This is a genomic window from Pseudomonas sp. PDM03 (genome assembly GCF_014852385.1).
In the GTDB taxonomy this organism is placed as follows: Bacteria; Pseudomonadota; Gammaproteobacteria; order Pseudomonadales; family Pseudomonadaceae; genus Aquipseudomonas; species Aquipseudomonas migulae.
Window position 1 is genome coordinate 165,525 of sequence record NZ_JACVBM010000012.1, and the last position, 26,620, is coordinate 192,144.

General features: G+C 60.5%; 27 protein-coding genes. 14 read left to right on the top strand and 13 right to left on the bottom strand.

What is annotated here, in order from left to right; all coding sequences use genetic code 11:
* Positions 1–15: 15 nt before the first annotated feature.
* Positions 16–666 carry a type 1 glutamine amidotransferase gene (locus tag IB254_RS17825; protein WP_225602397.1) on the bottom strand — a complete coding sequence of 217 codons (651 nt, stop codon included), beginning with the start codon at positions 664–666 and terminating at the stop codon, positions 16–18.
* 162 nt (positions 667–828) lie between these two features.
* On the opposite strand from IB254_RS17825, the gene IB254_RS17830 reads away from it, so the two are divergent.
* The 3 genes from IB254_RS17830 (at position 829) to IB254_RS17840 (ending at position 3,806) form a co-directional block, all read left to right on the top strand.
* Entirely contained in the window at positions 829–1,608 is a 780-nt protein-coding gene (locus IB254_RS17830; RefSeq protein ID WP_192418411.1) for an ABC transporter substrate-binding protein, read from the top strand.
* Between the two features lie 200 nt (positions 1,609–1,808).
* On the top strand, positions 1,809–2,921 hold the full coding sequence (locus IB254_RS17835; protein ID WP_192418413.1) for a M14 family metallopeptidase: 1,113 nt from the start codon (positions 1,809–1,811) through the stop codon (positions 2,919–2,921).
* 168 nt (positions 2,922–3,089) lie between these two features.
* Entirely contained in the window at positions 3,090–3,806 is a 717-nt protein-coding gene (locus tag IB254_RS17840) for an alpha/beta hydrolase (protein WP_192418415.1), read from the top strand.
* A gap of 3 nt (positions 3,807–3,809) precedes the next feature.
* On the opposite strand, the gene IB254_RS17845 is transcribed toward IB254_RS17840, so the two are convergent.
* Positions 3,810–4,370 carry a hypothetical protein gene (locus tag IB254_RS17845; protein WP_192418416.1) on the bottom strand — a complete coding sequence of 187 codons (561 nt, stop codon included), beginning with the start codon at positions 4,368–4,370 and terminating at the stop codon, positions 3,810–3,812.
* 491 nt (positions 4,371–4,861) lie between these two features.
* Here IB254_RS17845 and IB254_RS17850 point away from each other — a divergent pair, with 491 nt between their 5' ends.
* Entirely contained in the window at positions 4,862–5,233 is a 372-nt protein-coding gene (locus IB254_RS17850; protein ID WP_192418418.1) for a DUF6124 family protein, read from the top strand.
* Positions 5,234–5,282: 49 nt separating this feature from the next.
* Here the strand turns inward: IB254_RS17850 and IB254_RS17855 are convergent, their stop codons facing one another.
* From IB254_RS17855 to IB254_RS17865, 3 genes are all read right to left on the bottom strand, one after another.
* Positions 5,283–5,609, bottom strand: coding sequence for a putative quinol monooxygenase (locus tag IB254_RS17855; RefSeq protein ID WP_192418420.1), 327 nt, complete (start codon positions 5,607–5,609; stop codon positions 5,283–5,285).
* 28 nt (positions 5,610–5,637) lie between these two features.
* A complete protein-coding gene (locus tag IB254_RS17860) occupies positions 5,638–6,312 on the bottom strand; it encodes a glutathione S-transferase family protein (RefSeq protein WP_008026724.1) in 675 nt (224 codons plus the stop codon).
* Between the two features lie 84 nt (positions 6,313–6,396).
* The gene (locus IB254_RS17865; RefSeq protein ID WP_192418422.1) at positions 6,397–7,188 is read right to left on the bottom strand and encodes a hypothetical protein; all 792 of its coding nucleotides are present in this window, start codon (positions 7,186–7,188) and stop codon (positions 6,397–6,399) included.
* Between the two features lie 157 nt (positions 7,189–7,345).
* On the opposite strand from IB254_RS17865, the gene IB254_RS17870 reads away from it, so the two are divergent.
* The gene (locus IB254_RS17870; protein ID WP_192418425.1) at positions 7,346–7,879 is read left to right on the top strand and encodes a chalcone isomerase family protein; all 534 of its coding nucleotides are present in this window, start codon (positions 7,346–7,348) and stop codon (positions 7,877–7,879) included.
* A gap of 237 nt (positions 7,880–8,116) precedes the next feature.
* Positions 8,117–9,436, top strand: coding sequence for an Nramp family divalent metal transporter (locus IB254_RS17875; RefSeq protein ID WP_192418427.1), 1,320 nt, complete (start codon positions 8,117–8,119; stop codon positions 9,434–9,436).
* A gap of 91 nt (positions 9,437–9,527) precedes the next feature.
* Here the strand turns inward: IB254_RS17875 and IB254_RS17880 are convergent, their stop codons facing one another.
* Positions 9,528–10,421 carry a LysR family transcriptional regulator gene (locus IB254_RS17880; protein WP_192418429.1) on the bottom strand — a complete coding sequence of 298 codons (894 nt, stop codon included), beginning with the start codon at positions 10,419–10,421 and terminating at the stop codon, positions 9,528–9,530.
* A 112-nt stretch (positions 10,422–10,533) separates the two neighbouring features.
* Here IB254_RS17880 and IB254_RS17885 point away from each other — a divergent pair, with 112 nt between their 5' ends.
* A complete protein-coding gene (locus tag IB254_RS17885) occupies positions 10,534–11,136 on the top strand; it encodes an NADPH-dependent F420 reductase (protein ID WP_192418431.1) in 603 nt (200 codons plus the stop codon).
* Positions 11,137–11,324: 188 nt separating this feature from the next.
* On the opposite strand, the gene IB254_RS17890 is transcribed toward IB254_RS17885, so the two are convergent.
* From IB254_RS17890 to IB254_RS17900, 3 genes are read right to left on the bottom strand one after another with little or no spacing between them, the layout of a single operon-like run.
* Complete coding sequence (locus IB254_RS17890) at positions 11,325–12,506, bottom strand: acetyl-CoA C-acetyltransferase (protein ID WP_192418433.1); 1,182 nt, start codon at positions 12,504–12,506, stop codon at positions 11,325–11,327.
* 11 nt (positions 12,507–12,517) lie between these two features.
* Positions 12,518–13,183, bottom strand: a complete 666-nt coding sequence (locus tag IB254_RS17895) for a CoA transferase subunit B (RefSeq protein WP_008026717.1) — start codon at positions 13,181–13,183, stop codon at positions 12,518–12,520.
* A 36-nt stretch (positions 13,184–13,219) separates the two neighbouring features.
* Entirely contained in the window at positions 13,220–13,918 is a 699-nt protein-coding gene (locus IB254_RS17900; protein ID WP_008026716.1) for a CoA transferase subunit A, read from the bottom strand.
* A gap of 228 nt (positions 13,919–14,146) precedes the next feature.
* Between IB254_RS17900 and IB254_RS17905 the strand changes: the two genes are divergently transcribed.
* The gene (locus IB254_RS17905; protein ID WP_192418435.1) at positions 14,147–15,046 is read left to right on the top strand and encodes a LysR family transcriptional regulator; all 900 of its coding nucleotides are present in this window, start codon (positions 14,147–14,149) and stop codon (positions 15,044–15,046) included.
* Positions 15,047–15,058: 12 nt separating this feature from the next.
* Here IB254_RS17905 and IB254_RS17910 read toward each other — a convergent pair whose 3' ends face one another.
* The 3 genes from IB254_RS17910 to IB254_RS17920 all read right to left on the bottom strand — a co-directional run bounded on the left by IB254_RS17910 (position 15,059) and on the right by IB254_RS17920 (position 18,059).
* Entirely contained in the window at positions 15,059–16,774 is a 1,716-nt protein-coding gene (locus IB254_RS17910) for an amidase (protein ID WP_192418437.1), read from the bottom strand.
* A 134-nt stretch (positions 16,775–16,908) separates the two neighbouring features.
* A complete protein-coding gene (gene mug / locus IB254_RS17915) occupies positions 16,909–17,427 on the bottom strand; it encodes a G/U mismatch-specific DNA glycosylase (protein ID WP_192418439.1) in 519 nt (172 codons plus the stop codon).
* A gap of 8 nt (positions 17,428–17,435) precedes the next feature.
* The gene (locus IB254_RS17920; protein WP_192418441.1) at positions 17,436–18,059 is read right to left on the bottom strand and encodes a TetR/AcrR family transcriptional regulator; all 624 of its coding nucleotides are present in this window, start codon (positions 18,057–18,059) and stop codon (positions 17,436–17,438) included.
* Positions 18,060–18,285: 226 nt separating this feature from the next.
* On the opposite strand from IB254_RS17920, the gene IB254_RS17925 reads away from it, so the two are divergent.
* The 5 genes from IB254_RS17925 (at position 18,286) to IB254_RS17945 (ending at position 24,398) form a co-directional block, all read left to right on the top strand.
* Positions 18,286–19,422 (top strand): HlyD family secretion protein, encoded by a 1,137-nt coding sequence (locus tag IB254_RS17925; RefSeq protein WP_192418443.1) that lies wholly within the window; start codon positions 18,286–18,288, stop codon positions 19,420–19,422.
* Positions 19,422–20,915, top strand: a complete 1,494-nt coding sequence (locus IB254_RS17930) for a DHA2 family efflux MFS transporter permease subunit (RefSeq protein ID WP_192418445.1) — start codon at positions 19,422–19,424, stop codon at positions 20,913–20,915. The genes IB254_RS17925 and IB254_RS17930 overlap by 1 nt, the downstream gene beginning before the upstream one ends.
* Before the next feature lie 19 nt (positions 20,916–20,934).
* A complete protein-coding gene (locus tag IB254_RS17935; RefSeq protein ID WP_192418446.1) occupies positions 20,935–22,413 on the top strand; it encodes an efflux transporter outer membrane subunit in 1,479 nt (492 codons plus the stop codon).
* Between the two features lie 31 nt (positions 22,414–22,444).
* On the top strand, positions 22,445–23,395 hold the full coding sequence (locus IB254_RS17940) for an aldo/keto reductase (RefSeq protein WP_192418448.1): 951 nt from the start codon (positions 22,445–22,447) through the stop codon (positions 23,393–23,395).
* Positions 23,396–23,459: 64 nt separating this feature from the next.
* Complete coding sequence (locus tag IB254_RS17945; RefSeq protein ID WP_192418450.1) at positions 23,460–24,398, top strand: LysR family transcriptional regulator; 939 nt, start codon at positions 23,460–23,462, stop codon at positions 24,396–24,398.
* Between the two features lie 48 nt (positions 24,399–24,446).
* On the opposite strand, the gene IB254_RS17950 is transcribed toward IB254_RS17945, so the two are convergent.
* The gene (locus IB254_RS17950) at positions 24,447–24,719 is read right to left on the bottom strand and encodes a DUF2790 domain-containing protein (RefSeq protein WP_008044994.1); all 273 of its coding nucleotides are present in this window, start codon (positions 24,717–24,719) and stop codon (positions 24,447–24,449) included.
* Positions 24,720–24,966: 247 nt separating this feature from the next.
* Between IB254_RS17950 and solA the strand changes: the two genes are divergently transcribed.
* Positions 24,967–26,127 (top strand): N-methyl-L-tryptophan oxidase, encoded by a 1,161-nt coding sequence (gene solA, locus IB254_RS17955; protein WP_192418452.1) that lies wholly within the window; start codon positions 24,967–24,969, stop codon positions 26,125–26,127.
* Positions 26,128–26,620: the final 493 nt, after the last annotated feature.

Sequence of the window (26,620 nt, forward strand, 5' to 3'; positions counted from 1 at the left end):
TCCTACAGGTTGCGATCATCGAGCAATTGCCGAATGCCACTCATCCAGCGTCGCCTGCAACCAGTCAAAAACGGCGGCATGGGCGGCGCTGTCCGGTGCTCCCCGTGGCAGCGGCGATTCCTCGGCAAAGTGCGCATTGAGCGTTGCCACCGATTCGGCATTCCACTCCGGATGAAACTGCAAACCCACCCGAGCAGGCCCTGCGCGATACATCTGCTGCTCGCACTGATCGCTGCTGGCCAGTAGCTGCGCGCCGGGCGGCAAGTCGATGGCGTCTTCGTGCCATTCCAGCACTTTCAATACCTGGCCATCGGCAAAGCGCACTGGCGTCCAGCCGGTTTCGGTCCGATCCATTCGCCGCACATTTCCGCCCAGACTCAGCGCCAACAACTGCGCCCCCAGACAAATCGCAAACACCGCCGCGCCCTGTTCCAGGCTGCGCGCCAGCCACTGGCGTTCAGCCTCCAGCCACGCGGGGCCGGCGTTGGACTCATAGGGCCCGCCCAATAAAACCGCCGGTTCCGCGCTGACTGGCGGCAATTGACCGAGGTCGGCGCGGTAGACGTTCAGCGACAATCCCCGGGAGGCAGCCCAGTCGGCAATTGCGCCCGGTCCTTCGGCGGGGTGGTGCTGGATCAGGTTCAAGGTGCGAATCTCATCGTTCATTCAGCTCGCCTTTTCTATAAGTATTTGTCGCATATGCACAATTTACGCGCCTGAAGCCGCTCTAGACTGCCCGCCACTTCGGTTTTCTCCAACAAAAAAGCGCTGACCGAACGCTACCAATCGAACGCTGCCAATAAAAGCCTCCGCCCACAGGAGTTATAAATGAAGAAGCTAGTGATGTTCGGTGCCCTGGCACTGTCGATGTTGTCCCTGACCGCTGTGGCCGATGACGCCAAGCCGATCCGCATCGGTATCGAAGCCGGTTACCCGCCATTCTCGATGAAAACCCCTGACGGCAAACTCACCGGTTTCGACGTCGATATCGGCGACGCGCTGTGCGAGCAGGCGAAACTGAAATGTACTTGGGTCGAGCAAGAGTTCGACGGCCTGATCCCGGCCCTGAAGGTCAAGAAAATCGACGCGATCCTGTCGTCCATGACCATCACCGACGACCGCAAGAAAAACGTCGATTTCACCATCAAGTACTACCACACCCCGGCGCGCTTCGTGATGAAGGAAGGCACCGACGTCAAAGACCCGCTGACCGAGCTCAAGGGCAAGAAAGTCGGTGTACTGCGCGCCAGTACCCACGACCGCTTCGCCACTGAAGTGCTGCAACCGGCCGGTATTATCCTGGTGCGTTACGGCTCGCAGCAGGAAGCCAACCTGGACATGGTCTCCGGTCGCCTCGACGCGATGCTGGCCGACTCGGTCAACCTCGACGACGGTTTCCTGAAAACCGACGCGGGCAAGGGCTTCGCTTTTGTGGGTCCAACCTACGAAGACGCCAAGTACTTCGGCGGCGGTGCCGGCATCGCTGTGCGCAAGGGTGATAAAGAGCTGGCGGACAAATTCAACACCGCCATCACTGAAATCCGTGCCAACGGCAAGTACAAGCAAGTGCAGGACAAGTACTTCAATTTTGATGTTTACGGCGAGTAATCCAGCCGTATAAGAAAGTGGCAACCGTGAAGGCGGTTGCCACTTTTTTTATGTTCTCTTTAATGAAATGAGAACCCTGTGGGAGCGAGCCTGCTCGCGATAGCGGAGTGTCAGGAAACAAAACATTGGCTGACACACCGCTATCGCGAGCAGGCTCACTCCCACAGGGGATCTCAGTGTTCTGATGTTCAGGAGTTTTTATGCAACGCATCGACCACCCATTGCCCTGGAGCCACCTGGGCTCCGAACGCACCCTCAGCGTATTTCGTTACGGCACGGGCTCGCGCAAAGTCTACATCCAGGCCAGCCTTCACGCGGACGAACTGCCGGGCATGCGCACGGCGTGGGAGCTGAAAAAACGCCTGGCCGAACTCGAAGCCCAAGGTCAGTTGCAAGGCGTGATCGAGTTGGTTCCCGTGGCCAATCCCATCGGCCTGGACCAGCACCTGCAAGGCAGTCACATGGGCCGTTTCGAACTCGGCAGTGGCAAGAATTTCAACCGCTCGTTCGTTGAACTGAGCGCGCCGGTCGGTGAGCTGATCGGCGATCAGTTGGGCGCCGATGCCCAGGCCAACATCGCGTTGATTCGCCAGGCCATGGGCCAGGTTCTCGACGGTTTGCCTGCACCGAAGTCGCAGCTGGAAGCCATGCATCGCTTGCTGCTGCGCCATGCCTGTGACGCCGACATCACCCTCGACCTGCATTGCGATTTCGAAGCGGCGATTCATATTTATGCGCTGCCGCAACACTGGTCGCAATGGAAGTCCCTGGCGGCTCGGCTGAAGGCAGGCGTTGCGCTGCTGTGCGAGGATTCCGGCGGCAGTTCTTTCGATGAATCCTGTTCTTCACCATGGTTGCGCCTGGCCAGGGCATTCCCCGAGGCGGCGATTCCACCGGCCAACCTGGCGACAACGCTGGAGCTGGGCAGCATGGGCGATACCCGGGTCGATCAGGCTCAGGCCAATTGCGAGGCCATTCTCGGCTTCCTTGCCGAACAGGGTTTTATCAAAGGCACCTGGCCGGCGGTACCGAGTGAATGCTGTGAAGGTATGCCGTTTGAAGGCACGGAATACCTGTTTGCGCCGCATCATGGCGTGGTCAGTTTCCTGCGCGAGGCGGGTGAATGGGTCGAGAAGGGCGATGCACTGTTTGAAGTGGTTGACCCGTTGAGCGACCGGGTGACCACTGTGCGCGCCGGTACCAGTGGTGTGTTGTTTGCGATTGATCGTGGGCGGTACACGCAACCGGGGACATGGCAGGCGAAAGTTGCGGGGCGTGAGCCGATCCGGGTCGGAAAACTGATCAACGACTAACGCCGCAACACTTGTAGGAGCCGGCTTGCTGGCGATTCAGACCACTCGGTGTGTCAGGCAGACCGCGTTGCCTGAATCGCCAGCAAGCCGGCTCCTACAGAGGGCGTGAGTTGCTTGAAAGAGATGTTAGGCTCAACCCCGAATCCTGCGCTCTGTAAAGGAAGGTTTATGTTGAAGGTTCTCGCTCTGCTGACACTCCTGGCGTCCGCCGCCGTCTACGCTGAAACCCCGCTGCACACCGATCTGCCGCTCAAATACCTGGAGCAGGCCAACCCCGAATCGGTCAATCAACCCCTGGTGATTTTCCTCCACGGCTACGGCAGTAACGAGCAGGACCTGTTCGGTATCAAGGATGAATTACCTGCCCGATACAACTACCTGTCGGTGCGCGCGCCGATGGTCATGGAGGAGGGCAGTTATCAGTGGTTTCGCAAGAAGGGAGAAGGTGCCTACAACGGCGAGACGGATGACCTGAAGGCCAGCGGCCCGGTGTTGCTGGATTTCGTCGCACAGGCTGCGAAGAAATATCACACAGCACCGAGCAAGGTTTTCCTGGTGGGCTTTAGCCAGGGCGCGATCATGTCTTACGAGGTCGCGTTGCGTCATCCCGAAGCCGTGGGCGGGATCGCGGCGTTGAGCGGGCGAATTTTGCCGGTGCTCAAGTCCGAGCTAAAGCCCGATGAAAGTCTTCAGAAACTGGCGATTTTCATCGGGCATGGCACGGCGGACAAACGCCTTCCCTTCAACGACGGCACCGAGGCGAACAGCCTGTTGCTGAGCCTGTCACTCAAGCCTGAATTTCATGCCTACCCAGGTGTTGGCCACAACATCAGTGCCGCCGAAATGCAGGATTTGAGCGCCTGGTTGCAGCGCCTCAACCCCTGAGCCTTACTTGCCGCTGACGATCTGTTTAACCAGCGCTTCGTGGCCGGCATTGTCGCTGAGACGGGAAATCACCTTTACCAGCGCCATGCGCGTGCCCGAGGCGGCCATCAGCGTGGTATCGAGGGTCTTGCCGCCGCCCTGGGTGGCGATGCTGTCGATCTCCCGCAGACCGAGGCCGGTGCCTTTCTGGGTCAGGCTTTTCTCACTGAGCTTGGTGAAATCCGGCAGCGCCTTGGCTTGTTGAGTGGCGAAGTCGGACGCCGTGGTATCGAGGAACTCACCGTCGTTGTCCTTGGCGTTGACGCCACCAGGAATGGTGTTTTCAGCGGCAATCACCACGGTTTTCGTGGTTGCATTGGTGTACATGGTGCCACTCGCACCGGTCGCGTCCGCCGGCAGCGGGTTGGCAACGAAGCCCTTGGGCAGGTTGAATTTGAATTTTCCGCCCAGCATCGAGACGTTCTGCGCGGGCGCTGCCTCTTTAGCCGCCTGTGCATTCAAAGCCCCCAGGCTGGCAGCCAGTGCCAGCAGCAGGGCAACGGCTTTTTTACTCAACAGTGACATTCAAAATCTCCAGGGTGGTCTCGCGGTGGGGGGCGATCATCCCATGGAGGTCGTGACGCATTCCAGTGTGGGCTAACGGGTGGTCGGGTTCTGCTGAGCGAAAAGCTTTTGAACCTCGCGTTTACGGCGAATCAACGTATTTACGAAGGCTTGTTTAACCGCGCTCAGCGTTACTTCATGAAAGCTACAACACCTTGCGTCGTTGCCTACAGGTACGTAAGAATCCGCCGGCTTGTGCGCTTTTGGGGTGGGTTCTATTGTTTTCCGGTCGCTGAAAACACAGTGATCGGGTTTGGTAGACCCTCAGCATCGACGCATAGCGTCACCTTGTTCGGCCCTTTCTCAGGGCTGCGTTTTATGGTGGCCATGCGCAGGGCTCCTTCGGGGGCGCCGGTTCCGATGCCCGGTCTACCAACCTTCGTATGGCCGCCACCCTCCGTTTGGTAGCGAGAGGATGATGGCTCCTTCTAAGTAGCGTCGGAGTTCCATCTATGCCCAAACCAACACCCAATCCCCCCAACCCGGACCTGTCCGCTCCAGCCCAAAGCGCTGGCCAAGAGAAGCTCGAAGAGACCATCAAGCTCGCCCTCGACTTTTACGCCAATCCTGCCGCGCACATTGCCCTGATCAACGCCACGCCAAGGCAACTCCACAGCATGTTCAGCGTCAACCCGGAACTCGATGTCCAGACCCTGCTCAGCCATGCGTGCGAGTCGCTGGCATCGGCCAATGTCATGGCCATGGACCTGGCGGATCATATGGAGGGGACCCGTCGCAATTCGCTGTTGGGCATTGCGCAGGTCATCATGCTTGGGGAGCTGGCGGTGAATCAGGCGCTGGATAAACTCGACGCCGCCGAGTAATAGGGATGCCCGTGGTGAGAGGCTGGCCCTCACCACGGGGATTACGCTGTTACACGTCGCGGCGCACCGGGTAGCTCTCGATTACGTCCAGAAACTCGATCCGACGGTCGCTGGCCAACAGCTCCGGCAACAGCTTTTCGTAGTCCTGGCGATACGGCTTGCTCAGGTGACGGGTGATGAAGTCTTCCTTGCTGCAGTTCCAGGTTTCATAGAGCACCAGAGTGTTCGGCTCGTCCTGCAACTGGTGGACCCAGGTGTTGACGAAGTCCGGCTCGGCCGACATCTGGTGCACCACGTCCAGCAGGCGCTCCTTTGTTTCGGCGAAGCGTTCCGGTTTGGCTGGCAGGTAAACGATAAACGCGACTTGATCACTCATTTCATCACCTTCGCACGTGGGGAATGGATTACTGCGCCTGGTTTTGCGGGAACAGATTGCGACGGGTTTCTTCGTCGAATTCCGCTTTCAGTACCAGCTTCTCTTTGAGGCCGTGAGCACGTACGGCTGCCGGGCGAGCGCTGATTTCATCGAACAGGCGCTTGACGTTCGGGTACGCCGCCAAACCGTTTTCGCCGAGGATGTACGGCGCGTAATTGGCCCAGCCCCACAGCGCCATGTCGGCGATGCTGTAGGTGTCGCCGGCCAGGTATTGATGGTCGGCCAGGCGCTGATCGAGCACGCGGTAATGACGTTCGACTTCCTTGAGGTAACGGTTTTTTGCGTAGGCCAGGTCTTCCGGTGCGTGGTGCAGGAAGTGCACCGCCTGACCCGAGAATGGCGACAGGCCGGTGGCGATGAACATCAGCCACGACAACAGTTCGGCCTGGCCGGCAACGGAGGTCGGCAGGAAGCGCTGATGTTTTTGCGCGAGGTGCAACAGGATCGCCTGGGAGTCGAACACGGTGGCGTCGCCATCGACCAGCGCTGGCACTTTGGCGTTCGGGTTGATCGCCAGAAAGGCTGGCTGGTGTTGCTCGCCCTTGAAGGTGTCGACGCCGATCAATTCGTACGGCGTTTGCAGTTCTTCAAGCAGCAGGGCGACTTTCATCGGGTTTGGCGAAGGGTGGAAAAAGAATTTCATGGTGTAGGCCTCAGTCAGTGGTTGGTCAGGAACTGAGGCTGATAGTGGGCGAAACCCGTTCGATTGACGTACGGGGTTGTTGTTCTACTCGTTCGAAATAGTTGAACGGGTTGTGGGCGTTGCCACCGGTTTGGCCAACAGGCGCCGGGTGACGCCGAGCATGGCGACCGACACCGCGACGCCCAGGCCAAAGGCCTTCAGGCCCATGCCCGGTAAGGTCAGCGCCAGGACCAGGCAGAACGCGCTGAATGAATACATGCCGGTGGCCGTGGCGCGCAACAAGGCGGCGGTAAACGCCGGGCCACGGGTTTGCTGGGAAAACACCGCCATCACGCTGCCCAGCACCGGGAACACCGCGAGCAGGCCGCTCCAGCGTTCGCCGACGGTGCTGGCGAGCCAGGTGACCGCGAGAGTGAGAAGGGCGCCGGCAATCATGCGCAGCAGTAATTTGTCGGACTTCGGTGCCGGGCCGGAGACGATCGGCTGCACCTTGGGAAACAGGTAAGGCGCCGCCAGCAGCGCGGTCGCGGCGGCGATCACCGAGAACACCAGGGACGGTGGAATCACCGACAGCACCACCGCCGCTGTGGCCCAGACCAGCAACGAAACCGTCAGCGCCCAAGGCCATCCCGCGCGTTGGGCGACCTGGGCGTAGGTTACGCAGAAGGCAATCATCGCGAACATCGCGGATAACGCGGCGGTCGCCGATTGCGCGGCAAACACTTCACCTTGTTCGATAGCGAGGAAGAACAGAATCGGCCCGACCACCACCGGCAACCCCGATAGCCAACCGGCGACACTCGGGCCCCAGCGTTTGCCCGCCAGGGAGATCAGTAAGAGAAAACCGGGAATGACCAGCAGTTTGAGCAGCAGCACGTAGGCGCCTCCGACCTTAGCGAAGCGGCAACGTTAGCATTGCGACAAGTAGATTGCTCTAAGGATTAGCTGTTTTTGTATACAAAGTTGAAAGCTTGTACAGCAACACTTTATGCGTATAAGTAACAGAACCCATACGCGCTGAATCGAGCCGATCATGACCCGACCACGATCACCTCTGCGGCATACCCTGTGGCTGTTTGTATTGCTGGGCAACCACGCGTTGGCCAACTGGCAGGAGTCTTTGCCTGGCGCCCAAATCGTTGGTACCGGCGAGTTCCGGATGTTCGGTTTCGATATCTACAACGCTCGTCTGTGGAGCGCCGCGCAGCCATTTGCGAGCGACCAGCCGTTCGCCCTGGAGCTGATTTATCAGCGCAGGATTTCCCGGGACGATCTGGTCCAGGCCAGCGTCGAAGAAATCAAACGACTGTCGGGCGCATCGGTGAGTGCCGGGCAACTCGCGGTATGGCAGGCGCAGATGCAGCAGGCGTTTGTCGATGTGCAGGCCGGGACCCGACTCATCGGGGTTTACTTGCCGGGGCAGGGCGCACGTTTTTTTGTCGGCCCGCAGTTGCAGTACGAGGTGACGGACCCGGTGTTCGCCCGGGCGTTTTTTGATATCTGGCTCGACCCGCGCACGAGCAATCCCGAGTTGCGGGAGCAGTTGTTGGGCATTGCCAAGCCCTGAACATCACCCGCCGTTGCTTTTGCTTTTGTAGGAGCAAGCTTGCTCGCGATAAACGATGACGCGGAACGTCTGGACCACCGAGGTGCTGCCATCGCGAGCAAGCTTGCTCCTACAAAAGCAAAGGCAAAGGCAAAGGCAAAGGCAAAGGCAACTGCGGCGATCTTTGCGTTTGTCGGTACACCGAAAAGCGCGAAACGTCTAAGCTGCGCCCTCCCGCCTGTTTTCTGGAATGTTTGCGTGAAATTCAGTTTGCCCAAAGTCGCCACTGCGCCGTTTTGTCCGCCGGAAGTGGCGGGCAGCGTTGCCGTTGACCCTCGCGCGTCATTTTTCAAACGTGTCCTGCGTTTCGCCGGCCCGGGCTTGCTGGTGTCCATCGGCTACATGGACCCGGGCAACTGGGCCACCGCCATCGAGGCCGGTTCGCGGTTTGGTTACAGCCTGTTGTTTGTGGTGTTGCTGGCGAGTCTGGCGGGGATGGTGGTGCAGTGTTTGTGCTCGCGCCTGGGCATTGCCACCGGGCGCGATCTGGCGCAGTTGTCCCGCGAACGCTACAGCACGCGGACCGCACGGACCCAATGGGTGCTGGCGGAGATCTCGATCATCGCCACCGACCTCGCCGAAGTGCTCGGCTGTGCGCTGGCGTTCCATCTGCTGTTGGGCTGTTCGCTGAGCGTCGGCATCGCCCTCACAGCGTTCGATACGCTGCTGGTGCTGGCCCTGCAGAACCGTGGCTTCCGTCGACTGGAAGCGATCATGCTGGTGCTGGTGAGCACCATCGGTGTGTGTTTCTTCGTTGAATTGTTGTTGATCAAGCCTTACTGGCCGGACGTCGCGCGGGGTTTCACGCCGTCACTGTCGGCCATCGGCGATGCGGCGCCGCTGTACCTGGCCATCGGGATTCTCGGGGCCACGGTCATGCCGCATAACTTGTACCTACACACCTCGATCGTACAGACCCGGATGATCGGCAAGGACCTGGCCAGCAAGCAGGACGCGGTGAAACTGGCGCGCATCGACACCATCGGCTCCCTGGCGCTGGCGCTGCTGGTGAACGCGGCGATCCTGATCCTCGCGGCCGCGGCCTTCCACAAGACCGGGCACACCGATGTGGTGGACATTCAGGACGCCTATCACTTGCTCGACCCGCTGGTGGGCGGCGCGTTGGCCAGCGTGCTGTTCGGCGTCGCGTTGCTGGCGTCCGGTCAGAGTTCGACGTTCACCGGCACCATCGCCGGACAAGTGATCATGGAGGGTTACCTCAACCTGCGGATTCCCTGCTGGCAGCGGCGGTTGATTACCCGGGGGCTGGCGTTGATCCCGGCGTTTATCGGTGTGTGGCTGATGGGGGATAACGCGATTGGCAAGCTGCTGGTGTTGAGTCAGGTGGTGCTGAGTTTGCAGTTGCCGTTTGCGTTGTATCCGTTGATTCGCATGACCAACGATCACAAGTTGATGGGGCCGTTTGTGAATCGATTGCCGACGCGGATGTTGGCGTGGGGGTTGTTTGCGGTGATCAGTGGGGCGAATAGTTGGTTGATCTTTCAGTTTTTTGGGTGACAGGTCTAGCCTCATCGCCAGCAAGCTGGCTCCTACAGGTTCACCATGTCCTTGTAGGAGCCGGCTTGCCGGCGATGAATGATGACGCGGTCTATCGCTGAAACGCCTCAACCACAAAATCGATAAACACCCGGGTCTTGGCCGGCATCAGCGTCCGGCTTGGGTAATACAGCGAGATCGGCCCCGCATCGGCGTGCCAGTCCGGCAGCAGGCGCACCAGTTCCCCGCGCTCGATGTTCGCTGCCACATCCGGCAATACCAGCAGCGTCACCCCCAGGCCCAGGAGCGCTGCCTCACGCATGGCGGCAGGGTCGTTGAGCACGATGTTTTCGTTCAGACCGGCGCTCTCTTCATGGCCCGCTCGATCGTGCATCACCCAATGACGAATCCGCCCGGTGCGAATGCCGCGCATCACAATGCCGGTGTGTCCGATCAGGTCGGCCGGCGTGCGCGGCAGCGTGCGTCCTGCCAGGTAGGCCGGTGAGGCCACCGCGACGATATCCGCCGCCGCCAATGTCCGTGAGATGACCCCAGGCGTGAGTTCGAAGCCGCCGCCGATGGCCGCGTCATAACCTTCAGCAATCAAATCCACCTGGCGATTTTCGAAGTGCCATTCCGGGCGAATCAACGGATAACGCGCCAGGAACTGCGGCAACAACGGCAACACATGACCGATGCCAAACGTCGGCGCCAGGCTGACCTTGAGCACACCTGCCGGCTCCCCGCGATCACTGCTCACGGCACTGATCGCCGCTTGCAACGCCTCCAGGTTGCCGCCGATGCCGGCCAGAAAACCCTCACCGGCTTCAGTGAGCGACAGCTTGCGGGTCGAACGCTGGAACAACCGCACACCCATATTGCGCTCCAGCATCGCCACGTTGCGGCTGACCGCGGCAGGTGTCAGCGCCAGCAAACGTGCCGCCGCGGAAAAACTGCCCGTTTCAGCGCTGCGTACAAAAGATTCGAGGTTGGCGAGGGTTTCCACGTCTGGCACCTGCTATGAATGCTTGAAAATCATTCAAGTCATTACCCGCTAATCAAGGGCTAATGACAAGCGCAGTATTCACGCCAACGACAACCCCTTGGAGTGAATCACCATGAGTACTATCGGCATCATCGGCGCTGGCGCCATTGGTTCAGCGTTTGCCAGAGCCTTGTCCCGTCAGGGCATCGAAGTCGTCATCGCCAACAGTCGTGGACCTGAAACGCTGTCATCGCTGGTGGCAGAACTCGGCCCGACGGCGCGCGCCGGCACCCGTGAAGAAGCGGCCGCCCAGCCAATCGTTCTGGTGGCGGTCAACTGGTCGAAGTTACCGACCGCACTCGCTGGTTTGGCCGATTTCGGCGGGCGGATCGTGATCGACGCCAATAACTCGATTGAGGCGCCGTCGTTCAAGGCGGTGGATTTGCAGGGCCGTACGTCCAGCGAAGTGTTCGCCGAATGGGTGCCGGGGGCGAGGGTGGTGAAGGCGTTCAATCACCTGGCGGCGCGCTTGCTGGAGAGTGATCCGGCGGCGGAGGGCGGTCGGCGGGTGCTGTTTGTGTCGGGCGATGATGCCGAGGCGAAAGCTCAGGTGGTTGCGTTGACCGAGCGCTTGGGCTTCTTCGGGATTGATCTTGGGGAGTTGAGTGTCGGCGCGCGGTTGGCGCAGTTTCCGGGTGGGCCGTTGCCAGTGTTGAACCTCGTGAAGTTCGCCTGACACGGTTTGCGGCAATAAACGCAAATCCTGTAGGAGCCGGCTTGCTGCGGGCGGCGTTCCGACGATAGCGGTGCATCATCAACGAATATGTTGCCTGACACACCGCGATCGCCAGCAAGCCGGCTCCTACAGGGGTGTTGCCGGATGGCGCGGATCTTCGTGGGTCCCCGCGCCGACCGTTGAACGCGTTAAGCCCGTTCGATCGCCAGTGCCACGCCCTGACCACCACCGATGCACAGGGTGGCGAGGCCTTTCTTGGCGTCGCGCTTGATCATTTCATGCAGCAAAGTCACCAGCACACGGCAACCCGACGCACCGATCGGGTGACCGAGGGCGATGGCGCCGCCGTTGACGTTGACCTTGTTCAAGTCCCATTCCAGGTCCTTGGCCACCGCCAGGGATTGCGCGGCGAAGGCTTCGTTGGCTTCGATCAGGTCCAGTTGGTCGATGGACCAGCCGGCTTTGCTCAGGCAACGGCGAGTGGCCGAGACCGGGCCGATGCCCATGATCGCCGGGTCCACGCCCGCGTTGGCGTAAGCCGCGATTTTTGCCAGCACCGGTAGGCCCAAGGCTTTGGCTTTTTCTGCGCTCATCAGAATCACGGCGGCGGCGCCATCGTTCAGCGACGAGGCGTTACCGGCAGTCACCGAACCGTCCTTCTTGAAGGCCGGTTTCAGTTTGCCCAGGGCTTCGGCGGTGGTGCCGGCGCGAGGTTGTTCGTCGGTGGCGAAGGACAGCGGATCGCCCTTGCGCTGCGGAATCAGGATCGGCGTGATTTCATCGGCAAAACGCCCGGCTTCGATGGCGGCCGTGGCTTTCTGCTGCGAGGCCGCAGCGAAGGCGTCCTGTTGCTCGCGGGTCAGGCTGTACTTTTCAGCCAGGTTTTCGGCGGTGATGCCCATGTGGTAATCGTTGAACGCATCCCACAGGCCGTCGCTGATCATGGTGTCGACGATTTGCGCGTGACCCATGCGCAGACCGGTGCGCGCACCGGGCATGACGTAGTTGGACAGGCTCATGTTTTCCTGGCCGCCGGCAATGATCACGTCGGCGTCGCCGCAGCGAATCGCCTGGGTGGCCAGGTGCAGGGCCTTGAGGCCCGAGCCGCAGACCTTGTTCAGGGTCATGGCCGGCACGGTGAACGGCAGGCCCGCCTTGATCGCGGACTGACGCGCAGGGTTTTGCCCGGCGCCGGCGGTCAACACCTGGCCCATGATCACTTCATCGACTTCCGCCGGGTTCAGGCCGGTTTGCGTCAGCAACTGACGGATCACCGCAGCACCGAGGTCTACGGCGGACACATTGGCCAGCGAGCCCTGGAAGCTGCCGATGGCAGTACGGGTGGCGGCGACAATGACGACTTCTTGCATGGAATGATTCCTCACTGGGCAGCGAACTGCATTTCCGGAACGTGGTCCGGCACGATCAGTTTACCGGCAGTCTTGGCGACGATCTCTTCGACGCTGACGCCCGGCGCACGCTCTTTGAGAATGAACGCGCCGTTTTCGATTTCAAGATACGCAAGGTCAGTCAGTACGCGCTTGATGCAACCGGCACCGGTCAGCGGCAGGCTGCATTGGGACAACAGCTTGGACTCACCGTCCTTGGACGCGTGGGTCATGATGACGATGATGTTGTCGGCGCCGGCCACCAGGTCCATCGCGCCGCCCATGCCCTTGACCAGCTTGCCGGGGATCATCCACGAGGCGATGTTGCCTTGCACATCGACTTCAAAGGCGCCCAGCACGGTCAGGTCGACATGACCCCCGCGAATCATCGCGAAGGACTCGGCCGAGGAAAAGATCGACGCGCCGGTACGCGCAGTCACGGTTTGCTTGCCGGCGTTGATCATGTCGGCATCGATGGTTTCTTCAGTAGGAAAAGGACCCATGCCGAGCAGGCCGTTTTCCGACTGCAGCATGACTTCCATGCCTTCGGGAATGTAGTTGGCGACCAGGGTCGGAATGCCGATGCCCAGGTTCACGTAGAAGCCGTCCTGCATTTCGCGGGCGACGCGTTGAGCCATTTGTTCGCGGGAAAGTGCCATTGTTGTTATTCCTTCATTCGGTCCGGGGGCAGGGGATCACTTACGCACGGTGCGCTGTTCGATGCGCTTCTCGAACGTGCCGCAAATGACCCGGTCGACGTAGATGCCAGGGGTGTGGATCTGCGCCGGGTCCAGCTCGCCGGGTTCGACGATTTCTTCGACTTCGACCACGGTGATCTTGCCGGCGGTGGCGGCCAGCGGGTTGAAGTTCTGGGCGGTGTGGCGGTAGATGACGTTGCCGAAATGGTCGGCTTTCCAGCCTTTGACGATGGCGAAGTCACCGGTGATGGATTCTTCCATCAGGTACTTGCGACCGTGGAATTCGCGCACTTCCTTGCCTTCGGCGACCGGGGTGCCGACGCCAGTAGCCGTGAAGAATGCCGGGATGCCAGCGCCGCCTGCGCGCATTTTTTCGGCGAGGGTGCCTTGAGGTGTCAGGACGACTTCGATTTCGCCTTTCAGCAGTTGGTCTTCGAACAGCTTGTTTTCGCCAACGTAGGAGGCCACTACTTTTTTGATCTGCCGGTCTTCCAGCAACACGCCAAGACCGAAACCGTCGACGCCGCAGTTGTTGGAAACCACGGTCAGGTCACGGGTGCCTTTGCGCTTGATCTCGGCGATCAGGTTTTCCGGAATGCCGCACAGGCCGAAGCCGCCAGCGATTACCGTCATGCCGTCTTCAAGACCTGCCAGAGCTTCCTCGTAGGAACTCACGCGCTTGTCGAAACCTGCCATATGCACCTCTTTTATTCTTTGTGGGCGGCTGGCTAGCCGTATGGGATGGAGTGTCGCGCTGGAGGATTTATTTGTTAAGTTGATTTTTAAGGTTGATTGATAGATAAAACTCACCAATAAATCCTGTAGGAGCATGGCTTGCCTGCGATGACGATCTCCAGGACGCCATCGCAGGCAAGCCATGCTCCTACAGAAAGCACCTGCGCTCATTACTGGAGCAGTTAGCCTATGACAGTCAAGCAGATCCGCGCCTTTCTGGCCGTGGCCCAGAGTCTGAGTTTTGCCGTCGCCTGCGAACGATTGCACCTGTCGCAATCGGCGTTGAGCCTGACCATCAAGGCGCTGGAGGAGGGCCTGGGCGGGCGGTTGTTTACCCGCAACACGCGTAACGTGGCGCTGACGCCCGAGGGTGAATCGCTGGTGCCGTTGGCCCGTCGGTTGATCGCGGACTGGGACAATGTCGAGGACGAACTGCGCCAGCGTTTTACCCTGCAGCGCGGGCGCGTGACGCTGGCGGCGATGCCGTCGTTTGCCGGCAACCTGTTGCCGCCGATCCTCAAGACGTTCCGCGCGCGCTATCCCAAGGTCAACGTCACGGTGAATGACGTGATCAACGAGCAGGTGCTGGAAATGGTGCGCGATCGGCAGGTCGAGTTGGGCGTAGCGTTTGAACCGACGCAAAGTTCGTCGCTGCAATTCACGCCGTTGTACCGGGACCGGTTTGTGGCGGTGGTGCCGTTCGATTCGCCTTTTTCAGAGCGCGAAGACATTGATTGGCAGACGTTGCTTGAAGAGCCTTTCATTACCTTGCAGCGACCGTCGACAGTGCGGGTGATGCTGGAGGAGCACTTGCAAACGCGGGGGATGAAGTTGCCGGTGGAGTTTGAAAGCCATCAGTTGGCGACAGTCGGGAGAATGGTCGCCAGTGGCCTGGGGGTGAGCGCGGTGCCGGCGTTGTGTGCCGGGCAGATGCGCGAGTTGGGCGCACGGTGCATTACCCTGCGTGACCCGGTGGTGGAACGGGCGATCGGGGTGTTGACCAAGCCTGGGGTGGAGTTGTCGGCTGCGGCGCAGGCGTTGTTCGATATTCTCAAGGAAGAACACTTCGACCAACGCCTTGCCCTGTGAAACCGCGCGGTTCTACTTTTTAGCGGTCGACAACGGTGGGGTTCGAGGCGGGATCAGGCGTTTGGTCCCCGTCGATTCGAATGCCGAGGCGAAGCGCAGCAGCGTCGAATCGTCGTAGGCGCGACCGGCAAACGTCAGGCCGACGGGCATGCCGATGTCCGGCATCACGCCCATCGGCACGGTGACCGTTGGTACACCCAAATGCCGGATGGCGAGGTTGCCGTTGGCCACCCAGATGCCGTTGCTCCAGGCGATGTCCGCAGAGGCCGGGTCGACATCGGCATTCGCCGGCGCAACGTCGGCCACTGTCGGGAACAGCACCGCATCGAGCCCCAGCCGATCCATCCAGTCCTCCAGGTCGATTCGACGGGTTTTTTCCAGCCCGCGCAAGCCATCAGGCACTGTGGAAATCTGATCCCACGGAGTGATGCCGCGCTCGGCCATCCGCACGTATTCGTCCATGCCGGCGACCAGGTCGCCCTCGCGGTTGGGCAGGGTTCCCGGGTCGTGCGGGAAAATCAGCGGCCCGTCGACATCGACCAGACGGTTCAATTTCGGGTCGCCGTTGGCCTGCAGGAAATCATCGAATGCCCAGGCCGTCAGGTCCCACAACTCATGGTGCAGGAACTCTTTCGACACCAGGCCTCGGGTAAACACCGTCGGCGCACCCGGACGATCACCCTCGCAATTGGAGACCAGCGGGAAGTCGACTTCAATCACTTCGGCACCCGCCGCTTCAAGTGCCTTGCGGGCCTCTTCCCAGAGCCCGATCACCGATGGACGCGTGTTGATGCGCTGTCCCGTCGGCCCACCGATACCCGGTGCGTCGCTCGTGCCCGCGTCGGGATCGGCGTTGATGTACATGCGCGGAACGCCGAGGCGTTTGCCGGCCAGTGCATCGGTGTTCGCCGCAAGTTCGGCATAGGACGCCGGGCGCACCGAGGCGACGCTCGGAATTGGCACCCCGGGTTGCAGCCGCCACAGATCGCCACGGGTGTCGGGATCTTCCGCCACCACCACGTCGAGCACTTCAAGCAGGTCGGCCATGGTTCTGGCGAAGGGCACGACGACGTCCATGGTCGGCGTCAGCGGCCAGTTGCCGCGCACCGAGATCACCCCGCGCGACGGCGTGTAGGCGCACAAACCGTTGTTCGAGGCCGGACCGCGACCGCTCGACCAGGTTTCTTCCGCGAGACCGAAGGCCGCGAAACTGGCGGCGGTCGCCGTCCCGGCGCCGTTCGACGAACCCGAGGCGAAAGGGGCGGTGAGGTAGTCAGCGTTGTACGGGCTTTCGGCCCGGCCATAGACCCCGCGCTGCATGCCACCGTTCGCCATCGGCGGCATGTTGGTTTTGCCCAGGCAGATCGCACCCGTGGCGCGAAGCCGTTCGATGGTGAACGCATCGCGATACGCAATCAGGTGGGCGAAAGCGGGGCTGCCAGAGGCGGCGGTCAACCCTTTGACCAGATAACTGTCTTTGGCGGTATAGGGAATGCCATCGAGCGGCCCCAGCGTTTGACCTTTGGCCCGACGGGCATCGGAGGCCCGCGCTTCATTGAGCGCCTCGGGATTGCGCACCACCACGGCGTTGAGCGCGGTGGCGGTGTCCGGGCCATCGTAGGCATCGATCCGGGCCAGGTAAGCCTGCACCAGTTCGACGGCGGTGGTCTGCCCGGATTCGAGCGCCGCGCGCAGTTCGGCAATGGACACTTCAGTGACTTCGATCATGCGCTTACCACCGGCTGCTGAGGGGTGACGGGTTGAATGTTTCCATCACGCGGGAGCGTTGGCTCAGGGGCATCACTTTTCTCAAAATGGGTTCTCATATCCGTTCTCGTTGCACTGCATTACGCGACAGCGTGCTATTTAACACCAAGTTGGGCCAGATAGAGTTGTCGATACGCGTCAACCAGTTGATCCAGGGTGAAAGCGCGATTGCGGCCACTGGGGTTGGGCAAGACCCAGACCGAGGCGTTACCGAACGTTTGCGACTGAAGCCCCCAGGCCACGTTGCGCTGGCCGGATAACGCGCCATAGGCGGCCTTGCCGAGAAAAGCCACAAAGCGTGGCGCATAGTGCGCGATCTTCTGTTCAAACTGCGCAGCGGCGGCGATGAATTCATCCACCGACAACTGATCCGCGCGCGCCGTTGGCCGCTCCACCACGGCCGTTAATCCACAGTGATACTGCACGATTGTCCGGTCATCTTCCGGGCGAACTTCCTGCGGCGTAAAGCCGGCCAGATGAAGGGTGCGCCAGAAGCGATTGCTGCGCCCCGCAAAATGATGCCCTTGGGCGGCGGCCATCATGCCGGGGTTAATGCCGCAAAAAACCACCGCCAGATGCTTTGCCAGCCTGTCTTCGAGTCTGTTGCCCGTCATGACACCGCTCAACCGCAGATCACGTTGATCGCATTGCGTGCGATCTCGGTCAGTTCCACCCGGGATTTGCCCGCCCGCGCACGGATGGAAATGCTGTGCAGCAGGGAGGAGGCGAGCACGGCGAGGGCCGCAGCGTCGACATCGTCCTTGAGCTCTCCTTTATCAATGGCCACGCGCAGACGCGCTTCCAGGTCGGCATCCAGTCGGCTGAGTCGATCCGAAAGCACCTCGCGAATTTCCGGATCTTCGACGGCTTCAGTGGTTGCGGTGCCAATCGCAAAGCAGCCACGGGGTTGGCCGTCACCCGAGAAGTAAATCGACAACTGCCCCTTGTAAAACTGCGTCAACGCCTGGCGCAACGTCAGCTCTTCGCTGGTCAGCGCCTCGTGCATGGACGCGGCAGCGAACTCCCAATACTGCTCAAGCGCTTTGATATAGAGCGCGTGCTTGTCACCGAATGCGGCGTACAGGCTCGGCCGGTTCATCCCGGCTGCGCTGGCGATGCTGTCCAGAGATGCACCGGAATAGCCGGTGTTCCAAAACACACCAAGCGCTTGTTGCAAGGCGGTCTGCGGGTCATAGGCGCGAGGACGGCCGCGTCCTTTGCTCTCGGTAGTTTTATTTTGTTCCATGTCGTACAAAATCCTTGAGTCGGGGGGTGGCGTGGCTATATTCTTACACCATCGCACAAAATTAAGGAATCAGAAATTCCTTGCTTGCGGGTTTGTTGTAGCGGAGCTCGATCGGGGTATTGCGGCTACGAAACAGGTGCGGCGGAGCGATCCTCCCGACCGCACACGGTAAGGCGCTGTTCCAGTGGGTGTTAGCCCGATTTCCCGGTTAAAGGTGTATTCGATCATGACTAAACAGTTCGATCTCTCAGCGACACAGACCCTCGGGCATCCCGGTCCGAACCCGGCTGACGCGCCCGTGAAGAAACCGCTCAAAGCGCAACTGCGGCCCCTGCTGATGGTCGGTGTGCCGCTGCTTTTCGCCGCGTTTGGCTACGCACGCTATCAGGCGGGCGAGCCCTTTGTTTCGACCGACAACGCCTACGCCCGGGTGGCCAAGGCCTCGATCAATGCACGTGTTTCCGGACAGGTCGTCGAGATTGCGGTTCAGGACAATCAGCCTGTGCGCAAAGGCCAGGTGCTGTTCCGCATCAACCCGGAGCCGTTTCAGATCGCGGTCAACCGTGCAGAAGCACAGTTGAGCGTCGCGCGGCTGCGCATCGATGGGCTCAAGGCCAGTTACCGGCAGCAGCAGGCCGAGTTGCAGTCCGCCAGAGAGTCGGCGGATTTCGACCAGAAAGAGTTCGCCCGCAAGAAAGCGCTGGTCGCCTCCGAGTTTGTCTCGCGGGCCGTTTACGAGCGGGCGGACACTGATCTGAAAGTGGCACGGCAGCGCATTGCGTCGATCGAACAACAGATCGCCAGCACCGTCGTCGCGCTCAGCGGCAACCCGAACATCGACGCGGACAGTCACCCGACGGTGCGCGAGGCCAGGGCTCAACTGGACGAGGCGCAGCTCTACCTCGGGTATGCGACGGTGTACGCGCCGGACGATGGCATCGTTACCAAGGTTGACGACTTGCAGGTGGGCAACTTCGTCAACAACGGCGCGCCAGCCTTTGCGCTGCTGTCCGATCGCGAGATCTGGGTCGAGGCCAACTTCCGCGAGACGCAGGTCACCCATATGCGCCCCGGGCAGGCAGCGACCATCAGCATCGATACCTATCCCGATCACGTGTTCAAGGCCCACGTCACCAGCATGAGCCCGGGGGCCGGCTCGGACTTCGCCCTGCTGCCGCCAGAAAACGCGACCGGCAACTGGGTCAAGGTGGTGCAGCGCGTTCCGGTGCGCCTCGAACTCGATGAAGCAGATCCTGCCCTGGCGCTGTTCTCGGGCACCAGCGCCACGGTCAAGGTCGATACCGGCTATCGCACGCCGTGGTGGCATCCGCTCAAAGCATTGTTGACTGCGGGTGGCGCCTGATGAACAGCCAACAGAGTGGACACCCGGTGGGAGAGGGCGCGCATGCGCTGAGGTTAGCGGCGCTGCTGGCGACGTACATGCAGTCGGCGAACCTGCCTGTTCCGAACGCGGTACTCAGGTTGATTCAGGGCAGCCTGTCGATGACCGACGATCAGGCGGGCTGGATCTTCACCTCGTACCTTGCAGCAAGCGCCATCACCCTGCCGGTCGCGCAATGGCTCGCCGGGCGTTATGGCTTGAAGCGTGTTTATCTGACCGCGCTGGCCTTTTTTGCCCTTGGCTTGCTGCTTGCGACGCTGGCCACGACGCCGCTGGAATTCGTCGGCGCGCGGATCATCCAGGGGCTCGCGAGTGGCGTGCTTGCGCCGTTGTCGATGGCGATTTCGATGGAGACCTTGGCCCTCGAGAAGCGTGCGAAGTTTGGCGCGACGTGGACCGCCATCGTGCTGTTCGGCATCGTCAGCGGGCCGAGCATCGGTGGTTGGGTCGGCGAACACTTCGACTGGCGGCCGATCTTCTACATCAGCCTGCCGTTGTCGGCGTACATCTTCCTGGTCATGGCGCTTTTGCTGAAGGAGAAGAAGGCCGAACAGCGGCCGTCATTCGACTTCTTTGGCTTCGGCACTTTCACGCTGGGTTTGATCAGCCTGCAAATGCTGCTCGACCGTGGTGAACGCCTGGACTGGTTTGCCTCGACCGAGATCTGCCTCGAAGCGCTAGGCTGTGCACTGGGGTTCTATCTGTTTGCGGTGCATGTGCTGACGGCGAAGGTGCATTTTCTCAACAAGCGTTTGTTCGACGACCGCAATTTTGTGCTGTCGACGGTCATCTTTTTCGCTGTGGGTTTCGTGCTGTTGTCGACCATGGCGCTGACCTCGCCGATGCTCGACGAAATTCTCGGCTACCCGCCAGATACCACGGGATTCCTGACGATTCCGCGTGGCGTCGGACTGGTCGGCGCGTTCCTGCTGATGGGGCGTGTTCCCGAGCGCTTCGACCGCCGCGGGTTCGTGGCGGCAGGCGTCGCCCTGGTGGTCTATGCCAACTGGCTGATGCTCGGTTATTCGCCGTTGATGGACGAGTGGCCGGTGGCGGTGGCCGGTGCGGTTCAGGGCATTGGCATCGGCGTCTTGATGCCGTCGCTGACCAAGGTTGCGTTCAGCACGCTAGACCCCGCGTTGCGTCCGGAAGGCACCGGTTTGTTCAATCTGTCACGGGTGTACGGCAGCACTTTGGGCGTTGCGATTGTGCAGTTGTTTTTCTTCAACAACACGCAAGCGATGCACTCGGCGCTGGTCAGCAACCTGACGCCCTATCGCGCCGCTGCGCTTTCCGTGCCGACGTCCTTGCAAGCCCTGGAAGGGCTCAACGAAATGATCACGGGTCAGGCGGCTTTTATCGCGCTGATCGGTCAATTCAAGATTTTGCTGGTGGTGATGCTGGTGGTGAGTCCACTGGTGGTTTTCCTTCGCAAGCCGGCTGCGGCCAACTAGTTTTCGTGGAGTGTGCCAAATGAAATCCCATGCGCTCGCAATCAATGGGCAGACGTTCAAAACCACGTTCGGCGCGGCGGCAGTGCTGGTGTTCCTGACCGCCTGTACCGTCGGCCCCGACTACCAAATGCCTGCGCCGAGCCAGTCGCAGCACTACGATCAACAGGCCGAACAGCGTCTTGGTCAGCGTGGCAACAAGCAAATTGATCTGGGGCAGAAGGTCCGCGGTGACTGGTGGACGACGTTCCGTTCGCAGAAGCTCGACACGGTGGTGCGTCGGGCCATTGCGGGCAATCTTGAACTGGTGGCGGCGGATGCAACCCTTCGCCAGGCGGCGTCCTCGGTAACGGCGGCGGAAGGTGCGTTGTACCCGCAAGTCGATTTTGGCGCCCAGGCGGGCCGTCAACGGGTTCATAACGCCCAAGAGCCGGCCGTCTCCAACTTCTATGCGATCGGGCCACGGGTCGGTTTTGACCTGGACGCGTTCGGCGGCAACAAGCGCTTGGTGGAGCAACAGGAAGCGTTTGCCGATCTGCAAAAACATCGCTACGAAGCGGCGTACCTGACCCTGACCGGTAACGTCGCCAGTCAGGCGTTGCTGGTGGCGTCGGCGAATGCGCAGATGCAAGCCGTCGAGAAGCTGCTGGCCAACGACGCGAAAAACCTCGACCTCGTGCGCATGGCCCACGCCAATGGCAGCACCACGCAGATCGATGTTTCGCTGGCCGAAACCCGGCTCGCTCAAGACCGCACGTTGTTGCCGCCCCTGGCTCAGCAGCGCGACTCGGCTCGCCACGCGCTTTCGATTCTGACGGGTAAAGGCCCGGGCGACTGGATCGCGCCGGACTTCGACCTGGCCGAGTTTGTATTGCCGGCCAACGTGCCTGTCAGCTTGCCTTCTGAAATGGCCCACGACCGGCCGGATGTGCGCCAGGCAGAAGCAGAACTGCACATGGCCAGCGCTGCCGTCGGCGTCGCGACCGCGAACCTTTATCCCCACGTCACGTTGTCCGCGTCGCTGGCACAGGCCGCTTCGGGCAATGGCGGCGCCGCACTCTGGGGCTTCGCGGCAGGGCTGGCGGGGCCGATCTTTGATGGTGGAACGCTCAAGGCTGAACGTCAGGCTGCCATCGACGGCTACAACGCGACGCTCGCCGGATACCAGCAAACCGTGATCAGTTCGTTCGGCCAGGTCGCCGACACGTTGCAAGCCATCAACCATGACGCCGAGGAAAACCTCGCCCAGGAAGACGCATTGCGCGCGGCCGAAACCAGTTTGCGCTTGAACCAGCAAGCCTATGCGCAAGGCGAAAACAGCATTCTCCAGGTGCTGGAAGCGGAGCGCGCTTATCAGCAAGCGTTGCTGGGCCGAATCCGGATCAGGACGGCGCAATACCTCGACACGGTGCGCCTGTACGTCGCGCTCGGCGGTAATTCCGTTGGCGCATTCGAGCAACGGGTGGCCACACGCGAAGCACAGAACCCTGCGTATCAATAGCGGCTGCGGCCCCGACAATTGGAGTAAAGAGATGCCTTACGAAGCCTTTCACGATGCACTTCGCGATCAGCGTTTTGCGCTCAACCATGGCGCGGGTGAAATGCCGGCGGTTGGGTTCGGCACGCTGTTTCGAGATCTTGCGGTCACCACGCAAGCGGTCAAGGAGGCTCTGCACGCGGGCTTTCGTCATTTCGATTGTGCAGAACGCTATCGAAATGAAGAACAGGTCGGCGTTGCCCTGCAAGAGGTGATGGCGAGCGGAACAATCCGCCGCGAAGACCTGTTCATCACCACCAAACTGTGGAACACCAACCATCGCCCCGAGCGGGTTCAACCGGCGTTCGAGGCCAGTTGTCGACGGCTGCAAGTGGACTACATCGACTGCTACCTGATCCATACGCCGTTTGCCTTTCAACCCGGTGAAAACCAGGACCCGAGGGATGAGCAAGGCAACGTCATCTACGATTCAGGGGTCACGTTGATCGAGACATGGAGGGCACTTGAGCGTCTGGTGGATGAAGGTCGGTGCAAGTCCATCGGCTTGTCGGACATCACGTTGCCGGCGTTGCAGGCGATTGTCGCCGAGGCGCGGATCAAGCCTGCCGTCGTGCAAGTCGAGTCCCATCCTTATTTGCCGGAATGGGAACTGCTTGAGTTTTGTCAGCAACATGGAATTATCGTCCTGGCGTTTGCACCACTCGGCCATGGCATGGAGCCCAACGTGCTGGAGGATTCGGTGATTACCGGGATCGCCCGGCGCGTGCAGAAGACCCCGGCGCAAGTGGCGCTGGCCTGGTCGGTGCAGCGGGGCGTGGCGTTTCTGACCACGTCGGCGACACCGAGCCACATCCGGGAAAACTTCGATCTGTCCACGCTGCCACACCGGGCGATGCTTGAAATCAAGGAAGAGATCACCACTCGGGTACGGTTCAACTCGGTGGTGGAAACCGGTGTTCCCGGGTTTATTGCGCGCAAGAAGTAATCCGATTCGAGAGGGCGGCTTTCTGTAAGGCCGCCCTTTTTATCCAGACCCTTGAGGCCTAGCGATGGACATTTTCCAGACCATGCGTTTTTTCGTGGCTGTCGCCCAAACCGGCAGTTTTACGGCGGCGGCGCAGATACTGGACACCACCACGACCAACGTTTCCAAAGCGGTGACCAGTCTGGAAGCCCGGCTTCAAACACGCCTGATCAACCGGACCACTCGACGCCTGGCATTGACTGAAGCCGGTGTGCGCTACTTGCAGCGCTGCGAGAAAATTCTTGAAGAGGTGCGTGAAGCCGATGAGGAAGCAGGAACCGCTCACATCACGCCGGTGGGCCGGCTGAAGATTCACGCGATGTCGGCCATCGGTAACCATTACGTGATCGATGCGATTGCCAAGTACCGAGAGACTCACCCCTCGGTGATGTTTGATCTGACCCTGACCAATCGGCTGCCCGATTTGCTGGAGGAGGGGTATGACATGTCGATCGTGTTAGCGCGGGACCTGCCCGATTCCGGGTTTGTCGCGCAAAGGCTGGGCATCACTTACAGCATCCTCTGCGCTTCGCCGGCGTACTTGAAGAAACGCGGGCACCCTGATTCTCCAGGGGCGCTTGGCGCACATGATTGTCTGCGGATTGTGAATACGGTCATGCCGGTTGAAAACTGGGCATTCGAGGGGCCGGATGGCGTGGAGACGGTGAACGTTCCGATCTCTCCCTTTCACGTCAACACCGCCGATGCGATGACGGTCGCGATCAAGAATGGAATGGGCATCGGTATTCAACCTATTGCGTCTGCCGTGGACGGACTGAGAGCCGGCACGTTAGTGCGGGTGTTGCCGGATTATCATTTCGAGGAATTCAACTTGTTTGCCATCTACCCGTCACGAAAGTTCGTGGATGCGAAGATCAAGACATGGGTGGAGTTTCTGAAAGACTACATTCCGGGTCTGTTGGCCTCCGATGAGGACATTGTCGGCTCGCCAGCAAAACCCTGACAGGCGCGGCAGGCATGGAGTGTCGACCCTCCATCGTCCGCACGCTACTCAACCGTTCGAGCAGCCTGTGCCCATGACTTGATATTGCAGGATATGCCGTTGACCGTGAGAGTCTTCATACGTCATTTGGGCCGGCACCGGTGCGCATTCGTTCGCGATGTCCGACACCGTAATGATCTTCTGAATATCGAGCTTCATTCCGTAGGTGTAACTTTCAACCGGTACCTGGCCGGCTTCTGCATTGGCATGGCTTTCGTCTGCAAAGGCCTGTGCGGTTAAACTTCCAAGAGCAAGGAACAGCGCTGCTTTTAAAACGTTCATGGTATTCACCTTGGCATCGACTATTTCGGGGTTGTTGCCTGGCGAGCAAGTTGCTGGCAACTTCAATGGCTCGCTGGGTTGAGTCGATGCTAGGTGTTTATGGCTTGGCCATATATTGGGCGACCGGACAAACACTGTTGTCGGATTTCGCATGAATCCTGAATCGACAGGCTCAGGCCGCCTGTTTTCGTTGTTGAGTTTTCAGCGGCTTTCAGACTCAAATGGTCCTTTTCGGGACGGTGACGATATGGAACATCGGTGTGAAGTAGCAGTGCTCGGACTCGGCGCGATGGGCGCCGCGACGGTGTATCAACTGGCGAAATCCGGGGTCAGGGTCATCGGCGTCGACCGCCACCATCCTCCCCACACGCAGGGCTCCAGTCATGGGGACACGCGCATCACTCGGCTCTCGGTCGGCGAAGGTGCCGCGTACGTGCCCATTGTCCGCAACTCGCAGCGGATCTGGCGAGAGCTCGAAGCGCTGTCCGGCGAGTCGCTGTTCGAGCAGTGCGGCGTGCTGGTGTTGACCTCGAGCCCCGGCTATGACGCCAACGATGCCAACGACTTCACGAACCGCACCCTTCAACTGGCGAACACCTACGGCATCGAGCATGAGATGTTGTCCGCCGAACAGATTCGCCACCGATTCCCACAGTTTTCCCAAGTGCTGGACACTGCAGTCGGCTACTTCGAACCGAGTGGCGGTTACGTCCGGCCAGAACGCTGCATCGCGGTGCAATTGCAGCTCGCCGAGGAACACGGCGCCACGTTGTTCAAAGGCGAAACCGTCACGCACATCCGCTCGGACGAGCAGGGCGTCACCCTCACCACTGATCAGCGCACGATCCGCGCCGACAAAGTCGTGGTCAGTGCCGGCATGTGGTCCCGGGATTTGTTGGGACAGCCGTTTGACCGCTTGTTGCGGGTGTGTCGGCAGAAACTGTTCTGGTTTGAACAGGAGGAGCACGTGCGGTTTGCCGAGGTGTCACCGACGTTCATCTTCAGCCACGGCCCGGCGCAGTCCTTCTACGGCTTCCCGCCGTTACCGGGCGAGGGCAGCGTGAAAGTCGCGACGGAGCAATACACTGAAGACTCTTTGCCAGACACGCTGGACCGCACCGTCAGCGCCGCTGAAGAAAACGACATGTACGAACGTCAGGTGCGCGGCCGGATCGCAGGCGTGACTTCGCGTGTGGTCAAGTCGGCGGTGTGCGCGTACACCGTCACGCCGGATTCGCACTTCATCATCGACGAGCATCCGTCACTGAAAAACACCCTGGTGGTGTCGGCCTGTTCGGGACATGGTTTCAAACATTCAGCGGCGTTGGGCGAGGCGGTTGCGCAGTGGTGCGTGCGAGGGAGCAGTGACCTGGACCTGTCGGCGTTTTCGTTGAAGCGGTTTGCCTGATTTACCGATCCCGGCCACCCCGCGATCCGTAGGAGCCAGGCTTGCCGGCGAAGGCGTCCGTGAAATCGCCATCGCCAGCAAGCCGGGCTCCTACAGGTTTGGCGTGAATCCCCAATCCCGAACATCCACGCGATCCGTAGGAGCCAGGCTTGCCGGCGAAGGCGCCCGTGAAATCGCCATCGCCAGCAAGCCGGGCTCCTACAGGTTTGGCGTGAATCCCCAATCCCGAACATCCCCGCGATCCGTAGGAGCCGGCTTGCCGGCGATGGCGTCCGTAAAATCGCCATCGCCAGCAAGCCGGGCTCCTACAGGTTTGGCGTGAATCCCCAATCCCGAACATCCCCCAATCCGTAGGAGCCGGCTTGCTGGCGATGGCGTCCATGAAATCGCCATCGCCAGCAAGCCGGCTCCTACAGGTGTGGCGTGAACCTACAATCCCCAACACGCTCGAATCCGTAGGAGCCAGGCTTGCCAGCGATGGCGTCCGTGAAAT